Here is a 12,365-nt window from a genome sequence, read left to right as displayed (position 1 = left end):
GCAACCCGCGCCGCCTCGGCGCCTTCCTCTGCCGGAGGTGGTCCCATGCTCGCCCTGCGCGTCATCCCCTGCCTCGACGTGAAGGAGGGCCGCGTCGTGAAGGGGGTGAATTTCGTCTCGCTCCGCGATGCCGGGGACCCGGTGGAGCAGGCCCGCGCCTATGACCGCGAGGGCGCCGACGAGGTCACCTTCCTCGATATCGGCGCGACGCACGAGAACCGCGACACGATGTACGACGTGGTCTCCCGCACCGCCGCCGAGGTCTTCATCCCGCTCACCGTCGGCGGCGGCGTCCGCTCGGTGGAGGATGTCCGCCGCCTGCTGCTCGCCGGCGCGGACAAGGCGAGCATCAACAGCGCCGCGGTGGCCGAGCCGGCGCTGGTCAGCCGCGCCGCCGAGGCCTTCGGCAGCCAGGCGATCGTCGTTGCCGTCGATGCCCGGCGGGTGGCCGAGGGCCGCTGGGAGGTCTTCACCCATGGCGGCCGCAAGGCCACGGGCATCGAGGCGGTGGGCTGGGCGCGGCGCATGGCCGAGGCCGGGGCGGGGGAGCTGCTGGTGACCTCCATGGACCGGGACGGCACCAAATCGGGCTTCGATCTCGACCTGCTGCGGGCCATCCGCCGCGCGGTCCGGGTGCCGATCATCGCCTCCGGCGGCGTCGGCACGGTGCAGCATTTCGTGGAGGGGGCGGCGGCCGGGGCCAGCGGGCTGCTGGCCGCCAGCGTGTTCCATTACGGGGAGTTCCGCATCGCGGACGCCAAGGCAGCCCTGGCCGCGGCGGGCCTGCCGGTGCGCCCCCTGGCGGAGGCCGCCTGAGCATGGCGAAGAGTACCGACAAGACCACCAAGCGGAAGCCGACCAAGGCGCGGACCGGCCTGCCCCTTCCGGCCGGGGTGCCGGCCAAGGCCAAGAAGGCGCCCAAGGCGGTGCGGAAGGCGGAGTCGCGGCATCTCCGGCCGCTCGATCTCGGGGCGGCCGGGGGCGATGCCGGCGTGCTCGACGATCTCTGGCGGACGGTGGAGGCGCGGCGGACGGCCGGCGACGTGGCGCACAGCCACTCCGCCCGGCTGCTGGCCCGCGGCACGCCGAAGGTCGCCCAGAAGCTGGGCGAGGAGGCGGTGGAATGCGTCATCGCCGCCACCATGGGCGAGCGTGGCGAAACGATCCTGGAGAGCGCCGACCTGCTCTACCACCTGCTGGTGGTCTGGGTGGATGCCGGCATCCGGCCGGAGGAGGTCTGGGCCGAGCTGCGCCAGCGCGAGGGCATCAGCGGCATCGTCGAGAAGGCGGCGCGCCCGAAGGGCATCGTGCGGGCGGCGCGGACGACCAAGCTGCCCTGATCCCGGCGGCCGCGGCGGGCGACCCGCCCCGGGGGCTTGATGCCGCGGGCGGGCGCGGCCATGACGACAGGAGGATTGCAGCAAGGGGACGCCCGCCATGTCGGTGACCGGCAAGCCGCCCTATGACGACGCCAACATCTTCGCCCGCATCCTGCGCGGGGAGATTCCCTGCAAGACGGTGGCGGAGGATGCCCATGCCCTCGCCTTCCACGACATCGCGCCGCAGGCGCCGCTGCATGTGCTGGTGATCCCGAAGGGCCGCTGGGTCAGCGCGGCGGATTTCCATGCCGAGGCCCCGGCGGAGGCCATCGCCGGCTTCTGGCGCCTCGTCACCATGGTTGCCCGCGACCTCGGGCTGGAGGAGAGCGGCTACCGCATCCTCTCCAACATGGGAGCCGATGCGGGGCAGGAAGTGCCGCATTTCCATGTCCATATCTTCGGCGGCCGGCGGCTCGGCCGCATGGTGCCGGCGGCGCCGCCGGCCTGAACGCGCGGCCCTTGCGGACCGCCGCCCGAGTGAGGAGAGTCCGGCCATGGCCACCAGCCCCCAGGACGAGGCCCGCGCCGCCCTCGCCGCCGCCGGCCAGCTCCCCGATGCGGAGATCGATCTCGCCGCCGTGGCGCTGCAATTCGCCCGCATCGATGCGCCGGAGGCCGACTGGCACGCCGCCGCCGCCAGCCTGACGGAGCTCGCCCAGGCCGCCGTCGCCGCCGCCACCGCCGATCCGGAGGCCGACGCCGGCGATGCCGACCGGCGGCGGGAGGTGCTGGCCACGGTCATCCATGGCCGCTTCGGCTATGCCGGCGACACCGAGCATTACGACGACCCGGCCAATGCCAACCTGATCCGGGTGTTGGAGCGCCGGCGCGGCCTGCCCGTGGCGCTCGGCATCCTCTGGCTGCATGCGGCCGAGGCGGCGGGCTGGACGGCGCATGGCATCGACTTCCCGGGGCATTTCCTGCTGGCGGTCGAGGGCGGCCGCGGCCAGGCGCTGGTCGATGTCTTCGCCGGCGGCACCGGCCTGGCGGCGCCCGAGCTGCGGGCGCTGATCAAGCGGATCGAGGGCGAGCGGGCGGAGCTGCGGCCGGGGCTGCTGCGCGGCATGGACAAGCGCTCGGTGCTGCTGCGGCTGCAGAACAACATCAAGCTGCGCCGGCTGCGCGGTGGCGACCTGACCGGGGCGCTGGCCTGCACCGAGGACATGCTGCGCCTCGCCCCCGAGGCCGCCCTGCTCTGGCGCGAGGCCGGGCTGATGAACCAGCGGCTGGACCGGATCGGCGCCGCGCTCGGCTGCCTCGACCGCTCGCTCGAGATCGAGCCGGAAGGCGAGACGGCACGGCGCATCCGCAGCGTGGTGGAGGAGCTGCGCCACCGGCTGAACTGAGGGCGGCGGCCTCGCCTCCTCGCCCTCTCCCCCCTGGCGCCCGGCCGCCCTCTCTGCCAACACAGGCGGCCGAGACACCCGCCCCGGGGAGGGAGAGAGCCATGGCCCTGCGCGTCGCGGTCCAGATGGACCCGATCGAGAGCATCAACATCGATGCCGACAGCACCTTCGCCCTGATGCTGGAGGCCCAGGCGCGCGGCCATCAGCTCTGGCACTACCATGTCCGCAACCTCGCCCTGCATGGCGGCCGGGTGACCGCGCTCGGCGAGCCGGTGACGGTCGAGCGCAAGCGGGGGGCCCACTGGTCCTTCGGCCCGCGCGAGGAGATCGACCTCGGCGGCATGGACGTGGTGCTGATGCGCCAGGACCCGCCCTTCGACATGGCCTACATCACGGCCACCCACATCCTCGAGCACATCCACCCGAAGACGCTGGTGGTGAACGACCCGGCCAGCGTGCGCAACGCGCCGGAGAAGCTCTACGTCACGCATTTCCCCGAGCTGATGCCGGAGACGCTGGTCACCGCCGATCGCGGCCAGATCATGACGTTCCGGGAGAAGCACGGCGACATCATCGTCAAGCCGCTCTTCGGCAATGGCGGCGCCGGCGTCTTCCACCTGAAGCCGGGCGATTCCAACCTCAACAGCCTGATCGAGATGTTCACCGAACGCTCGCGCGAGCCGCTGGTGATCCAGAAATACGTCCCCGCCGTCCGCCAGGGCGACAAGCGCATCATCCTGGTGGATGGCGTCGCCATGGGCGCCATCAACCGCGTCCCCGCCGAGGGCGAGGCGCGCAGCAACATGCATGTCGGCGGCCGGCCGGAGCGGACCACGCTGACCGAGCGGGAGCAGGAGATCTGCGCCCGGATCGGGCCGGAGCTGAAGCGGCGCGGCATGATCTTCGTCGGCATCGACGTGATCGGCGGCTACCTGACCGAGATCAACGTCACCTCCCCGACCGGGCTGCAGGAGATCGCCCGCTTCGACGGGGTGCATCTGGAAAAGGCGATCTGGGACGCCATCGAGGCGAAGCGCCGGGGCGGCTGACCGGCCGCCGGGCCGTATCCGGGCCGGGGGCTTCCCTCACTCCCTTGGCAGCGCCGCCTCGTATTCGGCGCGGAAGGTGGCCAGCGAGCTCGCCAGCACCGTCGCCGCGCCGTCCACCAGCCCGCAGCGGCCGCTGCCGGGCAGCATGTGCGAGAGGTTGGCCAGCGCCGCCAGGTCGCCCGGCCGGCCGGCGCCGGTGTCCAGCCGCTCCAGGATGCGCGCCACCTGATGCGTGCCGATCTTGCAGGGCGGGCACTGGCCGCAGGAGTTGTTGGCGAAGAAGGAGACGTATTCCGCCGTCTTGCGCAGGATGCTGGTCCCCTCCCCGACCACGATCATCGCCCCGGTGCCGAGGCGCGAGCCGCGCGCCCGCAGGCTGTCGAAATCGAGCGCCACGTCGAGATCGGCCGCCGTCAGCAGGGTGTTCGAGGGGCCGCCGGTGAAGACCGCCTTGAAGGGCCGCTCCGCCAGCATGCCGCCGCCATGGGCGAAGACCAGCTCCCGCAGGCTGGTGCCCATGGGCAGCTCGTGCAGCCCCGGCCGCAGCACGTCGCCCGAGAGGGAATAGAGCTTGGTGCCCACCGCCTCGCCCAGGCCGAGGCCGCGATACCAGCCCGCCCCATGCCGCAGGATGTGCGGCACATGCGCCAGGGTCTCGACATTGTTGACCAGGGTCGGGGCGCCATGCACGCCCTGCTCGGCCGGGAAGGGCGGCTTGAGGCGCGGGAAGGGGAAGCCGCCCTCGACGCTGGCGACGGCGCCGCTCTCCTCGCCGCCGATATAGAGGCCCGAACTCTCCACCACGCGCAGCGCCAGCGCCTGCCCGGTCGCCGCCGCGACGGCCGCGACCAGGGGATGCGCCTGCCAGGCGGCGAGCGCCGCGCGGCAGGTCGCCACCGCCTCGGCCTCGCGCGGGTTGACGTAGAGCACGAGCCGCGACGCCCCCACCGCCAGGGCGGCGATCAGCGCCCCCTCGATCACCTGATGCGGCGTCTCGGCCAGCAGGAAGCGGTCCTTGAAGGTGCCCGGCTCGTCCTCGTTGCCGTTGCAGAGCACCCAGCGCTCCGGCCCGGGCTGGGCCGCGACGGCCGCCCATTTGCGATGCGTCGGGAAGCCGGCGCCGCCGAGGCCGCGCAGCCCGGCCTGCTCCAGCAGCGGGACGATGCCGGCGGGATCGGCCAGGGCGCGGCCGAGCCCCTCGCCGCCGCCCTGCGCCAGCCAGGCGGCGAGATCGGCGCCGGTGCGCCGCGCGGGATCGGTGAGCACCCTCATGCCGCATGCCCCAGCAGGCCCTCGGCCGTCACATGCCCATAGGGCGGGAAGAGCATCGGCCCCTTGCGCCCCAGGCCGATGCCGGCGGCGAGCAGGCCGCGCCGCCAGCCGGCGAGGTGGTTGAGGCCGAGGTTGCGCGGCCGCTCGGCCCGGGCATCGGCGGCCGCGGCAGCGCCGGCGCGGCGGCCGAAGGCGACCAGCTCCAGCAGGGCGTTGCCCATCATGCGGTTGCGGCCATGCAGCCCGCCGGTCACCTCGCCCGCCGCCAGCAGGCCCGGCAGGGTGGTGCGCCCCGCCGGGTCGATGACCACGCCGCCATTCTGGTAGTGCAGCGTCGGCCGCACCAGGAAGGGCTCGCGCGCCGGGTCGAAGCCGGCGCGATGCGCCAGGTGCGAGAGCGTCAGCAGCCGCTTGCCGAGGATGCCGGGCTGCTCCCGCTCCAGGCTCGGCGTATCGAGGAACAGGCCCGTCCCGCCGTCATGCCGCACGCCGCGCCCCTCGGCCAGCTCGCGCAGCATGGCGGCGGCGACCACGTCGCGCGGCGCCAGCTCGGCGACGAAGCGCTCGCCCCGGCCATTCACCAGCCGCGCCCCGGCCGCGCGCGCCGCCTCGCTGACCAGCGCGCCTTCCAGATGCGGCGGCCAGGCGATGCCGGTCGGGTGGAACTGGAAGCTGTCCATCTCCCGCAGCCGCGCCCCGGCGCGATGGGCCAGCACCAGCCCGTCCGCCGTGGCACCGTAATGGTTGGAGGTGGGGAAGCCGGCGAGGTGCAGCCGCCCCGCCCCGCCGGTCGCCAGCAGGGTGGCGCCGGCGCGGACCAGCACCAGCCGCCCCTGGCCGAGATCCTGCAGCACCGCGCCGCCGCAGCGGCCACGGTCATCGGTCAGCAGCTCCAGCGCCGGGTGCCGGTCCAGCACCGTGATCCCGGGGGTGAGCAGCACCGCCTCGCGCAGCGCCCGCATCATCTCGAGCCCGGTGAAGTCGCGGTAGGAGAGCAGCCGCGCCGCCGTCGCCCCGCCCGGCATCTTGCGCAGCAGGGTGCCGCCCATGCGCTGCCGGTCGTCGCCGAGGTCGAAGCCCATGCCCTCGCGGATCAGCCAGCGGATGCAGTCCGGCCCGTCGCCCACCAGCGCCGCGACCAGCGCCCGGTCGGCGGCGAAATGCCCGGCCCGCAGCGTATCCTCGAAATGCCGTTGCAGGCTGTCCTCGGCGCCGATGGCGGCCTGGATGCCGCCCTCGGCCATCACCGTGTTGCCGTCGCCCATGCGCAGCTTGGTGGCGAGCAGCACCCGGGCCCCCGCCCGCGCCGCGGTCAGCGCCGCCACGCAGCCGGCGCCGCCGCCGCCCAGCACCAGGACATCGGCATCGCGGATCGGCGCGCCTGCGATGTCGATATCGTCGAGCAGCGAATCCGAGAGCAGCAGCACCGCCAGCTCCGCCGGGCAGGCGGCGCCGGCGCTCGGCCCGGCCTGCAGCGTGACCATCCCGCCCGGGCGGTGATCGGGGTGGAAGCGCCGCAGCAGCTCCGGCACCGGCAGGTCGCAGGCGCGCTCGGCGGCCGGGGCCGCCGCCGTCCAGGCGGCCAGCGCCGCGGCCAGGGGAATGCCGCGGATCTCCGGGGCGCCAGGCTCGGAGGCCCCGGGCTCGGGGGCACCGGGCTCGGGGGCACCGGGCTCGGGGATGCCATGCTCGGGGGCGCCGGTCATGCCGGCGGCGCGTCCGGGCGGGCGCCGGGCGCCTCGGGATCGATCGCCTGCCCGCCCTGCTCGATCTCGTGCAGCCGCTGCATGAGGTCGGCCGGGCGGAGGGTCAGGGCGGCGCTCATCCGGCGGGTGAACTGGCCGAGATGCGCCGGGTCGATATGCTCCGGGCAGGCGGCGACGCAGAGATTGCACATGACGCAGTGGTCGAAGAGCTCGGCCGCGGCGAAGACCTGCCCGGCGGCGGCGAGGTTGACCATCCGCTGCACCTCGATGCCCTTGGGGCAGGCGCGGTCGCAGCCGCTGCAATGGCGGCAATGCCGCGCCTCGGGGAAGACGCGGTCGATCTGCTCGGGGATCGACCAGCTGTCGCCGAGCGCCGCGAGATCGTAGGCATGCGGCCGGTGGGCGGGGAAATGGTCGATGAAGGCGACCTGCATCCCCGCCTCCACGGGCACCTCGCAGGCCAGGGCGGTGCCGGCGATGCGCTGGCCGGGCCGGCGCACCAGCACCCGGCAGGCGCCGCAGACCCCCTGGCCGAGGCAGCCGACATTCTCGGTGAGCGGCAGGCCGGCCGCGATCCAGGCCTGCAGCAGGGAGAGGCCCGGCCGGCTCACCACCGCATGGCCATCGAGGACCAGCCTTACGCCGTCGTCATCCGACCCGCTTGCCGCCATGCCTGCCTCGCCATCCCTCTCCCCCGCCTCCGGGCGTCACCCGGGCAGGGGCGATCCGAAGCGGAGCCGGCCGCGACCATCCGGATGCAGGGTCGCACCCCCACCAACGAGGGACAACGGCCAAGCGTTCACGCGCCGCCCGCTCCATCGAGGCGCGGGCGCCCTCGGCACCAAACGGCGGGAAAGGCCGGGACGCGCAGGCCGGGGACGAAAAAAGGCGGGCCGGCACCAAGGCACCGGCCCGCAGTCTGGAAAAGGAATGGACCCCGGCATCCTGAGGCGGGACGGCCGGCCGCGCCTGTGCCGTGGCGCACAGCGCGCGCGCCGGCTCCGACCCGTCCCGGTGCCAGGCGCCACGCCGGGTGGGCGATGGCAGGGCCGGCTTGCCGGCGGCGCGGGGCCTCGTCTACCGTCGCCGCAGGCCGCACCGACGCAGCCCAGGGCACATGCCAGGGCGCACACCAGAACGACAACGGGCGGCCCGTGCAGCCATCCACGCGGCACGACGGGACCGGCCTGGCCGCGCTGCCGTCGGCGACCAGGAGACGTCCCCATGCCCCGGCTCGGTTTCGGTGCCTTCCTCGCCCCCCATCACCCGATCGGCGAGCACCCGATGCTGCAATTCCGCCGCGACCTCGACCTGGTCGAGCATCTCGACCGGCTCGGCTACGACGAGTTCTGGTGCGGCGAGCATCATTCGAGCGGCTGGGAGATGATCGCCTCGCCGGAGATGTTCCTCGCCGCGGCCGGCGAGCGCAGCAAGCGCATCAAGCTGGCGACCGGCGTGGTCTCCCTGCCCTACCACCATCCCTTCAACGTCGCGCAGCGCATGGTGCAGCTCGACCACATGACCGGCGGGCGGGCGATCTTCGGCTCCGGCCCCGGCGCGCTGGCCTCCGACGCGCATACGCTCGGCATCGACCCGATGCTGCTGCGCGACCGGCAGGACGAGGCGATCGGCATCATCCGCCGGCTGTTCCAGGGCGAGCGCGTCACCTATCGCGGCGACTGGTTCGAGCTGAACGACGCGGCGCTGCAACTCCTGCCATTGCAGGAGGAGATGCCCTTCGCCGTCGCCTCGCAGATCAGCCCCTCCGGCATGACGCTCGCCGGCAAGCACGGCATCGGCATCATCTCCATCGGCTCCCTCTCGACCGAGGGGCTCAACTCGCTGCCGACGCAATGGGGTTTCGCCGAGGCGGCGGCGCGCAAGCACGGGACCGTTGTGGACCGCAGGAACTGGCGCGTGCTGCTGAGCTGGCACATCGCCGAGACGCGCGAGAAGGCGCGGGCCGAGGCGCGCGACGGCCTCATGCGCCACCACAACGAATACATCACCGGCACCCTGCAGCGGCCCGGCGCCAAGCCTTTCACGGATCCGGACGAGGCGGTGGAGAAGACCGCCTACGGGCCCGGCGCCGTCGCCACCATCGGCACGCCGGACGACCTCGTCACCCGCATCAAGGAGGTGCTGGCGCTGAGCGGCGGCTTCGGCACGGTCGTCGGCTTCGTGCATGACTGGGCCAATCCGGAGAACACCTTCCGGAGTTGGGACATGGTGGCGCGCTACGTGGTGCCGGAGATCAACGGCTATCTCGCCGGCCTGCGCAAGTCGCGGGAGTTCGTCGCCACGAACCGCGCCTATTTCGACCGCGCCAAGGAGGCGGTGATGGCCAAGATCACCGAGAACGAGGCGGCGGCCGAGGCGCTGAAGGTCACGAAGTCGCAGATGCTCGCCGCCTCCTCCAGCAACGTCCCGGATTTCGACCGCCGCCGCGGCTAGGCCATCCATCACGCAATCCAGGCGCGCACTCACCGCGCCTCGATCATCTGCCCGATGCGCTCCGTCATCTCCTCGAAGAACGGGTTCGAGGACATGCGGATCAGCCCATCGAGCGGCACGCGCAGCGCCCCGCGCTCGCCCCGCGGCGCGATGGTGCCGAACTGCACGCCGAACGCCTCGTCCGCCGGATCGGGCGCGATGCCATAGAGCGAATCGCCCGGCGGAAAGGGCAGGGCGACATGCGAGAGGGAGTAGACGCCCTCCGGCCATCGCGCCCGCAGCGGCAGGTCCCGGGATTGCGTGGCGCCCGGCTCGGTCACCCGCGCGACCATAGCATCCTCCCCCTCCCCGGCATTCGTCACCGCGATGGTCCGGTAGCGCCGGATGGCCGGCGGCAGGATGCGCCCGAGCGCCGTCTCGGAGGCGGTGCGGAACAGGATGCCCAGCATGCTGTTGCGGTTGATGTCGAACAGCACCAGCTCGCTGCCGTTGTCCGGCAGCAGCGCATAGAGCCCGTTGACCACCGCCGGCGTGCTGACGGTGAAATCCAGGACCGATTGGAAGGTGAGCACCGGCGGCAGCCCCTCCAGCCGTCCCGCCCGCGTGCGGCGGTCGAGCTCCGCCTGCAGCGCCCGCGTCAGCCGCCAGGACTGCCGCGCGCCATTCACCGGGAAGGAGTTGTACTTGAAGGGGTTGAATTCGGCGACGATGCCGAGCCAGGCCGCCTTGGTGAAGCTGGGCAGCATCGCGGGCAGGCCGGCCAGCCCGGCGAAGCGGGCGAATTCGGTGATCCCGATCATCGGCGAGATCAGGATGAGCCGGTCCGGCCGGCCGCGGCCCGGGTCGTCCAGCGCCTCCATCGCCTGCTTCATGGCCAGCGCGCCGCCATTGCTGAAGCCGACGAGGTGCAGCGGCCCCGCGGGCACCCGGCGGCGCGCCTCGCGCACCGCCAGATGCGTAGCCGCCATCCAGTCCTCCCATCGCGCCACCGTCAGGCCCGCCGGCACCGTGCCATGGCCGGGCAACCGGATGCCGAGCGCGAGGAAGCCGTGCGACTGGTACAGCCGGGCGATGTGCCGCAGGCTGTAGGGCGTGTCGGTCAGCCCGTGCAGCAGCACCACGGCGCCGCGCGGCGGCCCCTCCGGCAGCAGCAGGTAGGAGCGGTTCCAGTCCTGCCGGAAGCGGGGCGGATAGACCGGGCTGCCCTCGAAGTAGCGGTTCAGCGGCGTGCGGTCCTCCGGTTCGAGCCGCTCCGTCACGTTGCGCCGGACGGACTCGAACAGGGCGGCTTCGGCCGCGAGGTAGCCGGCCCAGTCCATGCCCTCGATCTCGGCCGCATGCAGGTCGGCGGGCACGAAGCGGTGCCAGGCCTGCAGGGCCGGGCCGTTCTGGGTTTGCCAGACGCGCAGCCCCAGCAGCCCGATGCCGATGCCGAGCAGCAGGAACAGCAGGTTGCGCAGCAGCCTTCGGGCGCGGGCTATCCGCAAGGGCAGGATCTCCGGGGCATCGGTCGACGGCGCGTCGCGGCGGGTGCGGCGGTCCGGCAGGCCGATGCGGAAGGACACTCTCGACCGGAGGCCGGCCGGCGTAAATCGGGGGCCGGGGCCCGGGCTGGCCGCGCCGCTGTCCCCAAAGCTTCACTGTACCGAAACGGCCGCAGGGGCCAGTTCGCCAGCATCACTGCGGCAGGGTCCGGCGATGCGGCGAGTGGTTGTGACCGGCATGGGGATCATCTGCCCCCTCGGCGCCGGCGTGGACACGGTATGGCAGCGCCTGGTCGAGGCGCAGTCCGGGATCGGCGCCGTCACCGCCTTCGACAGCCGCGACCTGCCGAGCCGCATCGCCGGCCAGGTTCCCGCCGCCGCGCTGCCCGGGCCGCAGGCGGAGGAGAACCGCGCTGGCCAATTCGCCATGGTGGCGGCGCAGGCGGCCATCGAGGATGCGGGCTGGCGCCCCGTCGGGCCGGAGGCGGAGGAGATGGCCGGCATCTGCCTTGGCTCCGGCTGCGGCCGGCTGAAGGCGCTGCACGCGCATGCCCAGCAGCACCACGGCATCCCGGGGGGCCTGGCCGCGCTGCCCTTTCCAGAAGCGGCCATGATCCATGAGCTCGCCTGCGAGGTGGCCCGCCGCTTCGATCTGCGCGGCCCCCGGCGCGCCGTCTCCACCGCCTGTTCGAGCGGCGCGCATGCCATCGGCGATGCGGCGCGGATGATCGCCTGCGGCGATGCCACGGTGATGCTGGCCGGCGGCGCCGAGGCGGCGATCTGCGAGCTCGGCATGGCGGGCTTCGCCGCGACGCGGGCGCTCTCCAGCGCCTTCAACGACCGGCCCGCCGAGGCCTCCCGCCCCTGGGACCGCGCCCGGGACGGCTTCGTCATGGCGGAAGGGGCGGCGATGGTCCTGCTCGAGGAGTATGAGCAGGCGCGGCGCCGAGGCGCGCCGATCCATGCCGAGCTCGCCGGCTACGGCATGTCCGGCGATGCGCACCACCCGACCGCCCCGGCCGAGGGTCATGCCGGCGCCTACCGCGCCATGGCGCATGCCCTGCGGCGCGGCGGCCTGGCGCCGGCGGAGGTGCAGTACATCAATGCGCACGGCACCTCGACGCCGCTCGGCGACGACCTGGAGATCGAGGCGGTGGAGCGGCTGTTCGGCGATGCGGCGGCAGGGCTGGCGATGTCGTCGACCAAATCGGCGACCGGCCACATGCTCGGCGCGGCCGGGGCCGCGGAGGCGATCTTCGCCATCCTGGCCCTGCGCGACGGCATCGCGCCGCCGACGTTGAACCTCGATGCCCCGAGCCGCCGCACGGTGATCGACCGCGTCGCGCGGACGGCGCAGCGGCGGCCGATCCGCGCCGTCCTCTCCAACAGCTTCGGCTTCGGCGGCACGAATGCCAGCCTGCTGTTCCGTGCGGCATGACCGGCGACGCCGCCGCCGGCCTGCCCGCCATCTGCCGTCAGGAATGGAAGACGTAGTCGCCTGCGACGAGGGTGTGGCCTGTGGCGGCGGAGACGGGGTCGAGCTTGAGGGCGATGACGTCGACGCGGTTGACGTCCTCGGTGCCTGGGGTGGCGTAGACGGCGTAGTACTGGAGGCCTGCGACCTTGGCGGAGGCGCCGATGAACTCGAGATGGGCGTCGGGGCCGTAGTTGAGGA

At 73.4% G+C, this 12,365-nt stretch carries 12 protein-coding genes; 7 read left to right on the top strand and 5 right to left on the bottom strand.

Going from position 1 to position 12,365, the window contains the following annotated elements; translation table 11 throughout:
• Positions 1–45 precede the first annotated feature (45 nt).
• The 5 genes from hisF (at position 46) to gshB (ending at position 3,774) form a co-directional block, all read left to right on the top strand.
• Positions 46–816 carry an imidazole glycerol phosphate synthase subunit HisF gene (hisF, locus tag DOO78_RS17000; RefSeq protein ID WP_111471064.1) on the top strand — a complete coding sequence of 257 codons (771 nt, stop codon included), beginning with the start codon at positions 46–48 and terminating at the stop codon, positions 814–816.
• A gap of 2 nt (positions 817–818) precedes the next feature.
• The gene (locus DOO78_RS16995; RefSeq protein ID WP_111471063.1) at positions 819–1,340 is read left to right on the top strand and encodes a phosphoribosyl-ATP diphosphatase; all 522 of its coding nucleotides are present in this window, start codon (positions 819–821) and stop codon (positions 1,338–1,340) included.
• A 97-nt stretch (positions 1,341–1,437) separates the two neighbouring features.
• Positions 1,438–1,827, top strand: coding sequence for a histidine triad nucleotide-binding protein (locus DOO78_RS16990; protein WP_111471062.1), 390 nt, complete (start codon positions 1,438–1,440; stop codon positions 1,825–1,827).
• A gap of 46 nt (positions 1,828–1,873) precedes the next feature.
• Entirely contained in the window at positions 1,874–2,725 is an 852-nt protein-coding gene (locus tag DOO78_RS16985) for a SirB1 family protein (protein WP_111471061.1), read from the top strand.
• Between the two features lie 101 nt (positions 2,726–2,826).
• The gene (gene gshB, locus DOO78_RS16980) at positions 2,827–3,774 is read left to right on the top strand and encodes a glutathione synthase (protein WP_111471060.1); all 948 of its coding nucleotides are present in this window, start codon (positions 2,827–2,829) and stop codon (positions 3,772–3,774) included.
• A gap of 36 nt (positions 3,775–3,810) precedes the next feature.
• Here the strand turns inward: gshB and DOO78_RS16975 are convergent, their stop codons facing one another.
• From DOO78_RS16975 to DOO78_RS16965, 3 genes are read right to left on the bottom strand one after another with little or no spacing between them, the layout of a single operon-like run.
• Positions 3,811–5,046: a complex I 51 kDa subunit family protein gene (locus tag DOO78_RS16975; protein WP_111471059.1), complete on the bottom strand. Its 1,236-nt coding sequence runs from the start codon at positions 5,044–5,046 to the stop codon at positions 3,811–3,813.
• Entirely contained in the window at positions 5,043–6,752 is a 1,710-nt protein-coding gene (locus DOO78_RS16970; protein WP_111471058.1) for an FAD-binding protein, read from the bottom strand. Before DOO78_RS16970 ends, DOO78_RS16975 begins: the two co-directional genes overlap by 4 nt.
• Complete coding sequence (locus tag DOO78_RS16965; RefSeq protein WP_111471057.1) at positions 6,749–7,423, bottom strand: 4Fe-4S dicluster domain-containing protein; 675 nt, start codon at positions 7,421–7,423, stop codon at positions 6,749–6,751. Before DOO78_RS16965 ends, DOO78_RS16970 begins: the two co-directional genes overlap by 4 nt.
• Before the next feature lie 553 nt (positions 7,424–7,976).
• Between DOO78_RS16965 and DOO78_RS16960 the strand changes: the two genes are divergently transcribed.
• A complete protein-coding gene (locus tag DOO78_RS16960; RefSeq protein ID WP_111471056.1) occupies positions 7,977–9,206 on the top strand; it encodes an LLM class flavin-dependent oxidoreductase in 1,230 nt (409 codons plus the stop codon).
• Positions 9,207–9,235: 29 nt separating this feature from the next.
• On the opposite strand, the gene DOO78_RS16955 is transcribed toward DOO78_RS16960, so the two are convergent.
• The gene (locus DOO78_RS16955) at positions 9,236–10,771 is read right to left on the bottom strand and encodes an alpha/beta hydrolase (protein WP_243634579.1); all 1,536 of its coding nucleotides are present in this window, start codon (positions 10,769–10,771) and stop codon (positions 9,236–9,238) included.
• A 133-nt stretch (positions 10,772–10,904) separates the two neighbouring features.
• Here DOO78_RS16955 and DOO78_RS16950 point away from each other — a divergent pair, with 133 nt between their 5' ends.
• Positions 10,905–12,128, top strand: a complete 1,224-nt coding sequence (locus tag DOO78_RS16950) for a beta-ketoacyl-ACP synthase II (RefSeq protein WP_111471055.1) — start codon at positions 10,905–10,907, stop codon at positions 12,126–12,128.
• A gap of 37 nt (positions 12,129–12,165) precedes the next feature.
• On the opposite strand, the gene DOO78_RS27580 is transcribed toward DOO78_RS16950, so the two are convergent.
• On the bottom strand, positions 12,166–12,365 hold a 200-nt coding region (locus DOO78_RS27580; RefSeq protein ID WP_165838943.1), incomplete at its 5' end, for a hypothetical protein.

The organism is Roseicella frigidaeris (assembly GCF_003258945.1).
Taxonomy (GTDB): Bacteria; Pseudomonadota; Alphaproteobacteria; order Acetobacterales; family Acetobacteraceae; genus Paracraurococcus; species Paracraurococcus frigidaeris.
This window is presented reverse-complemented; position numbering and strand designations above follow the sequence as displayed.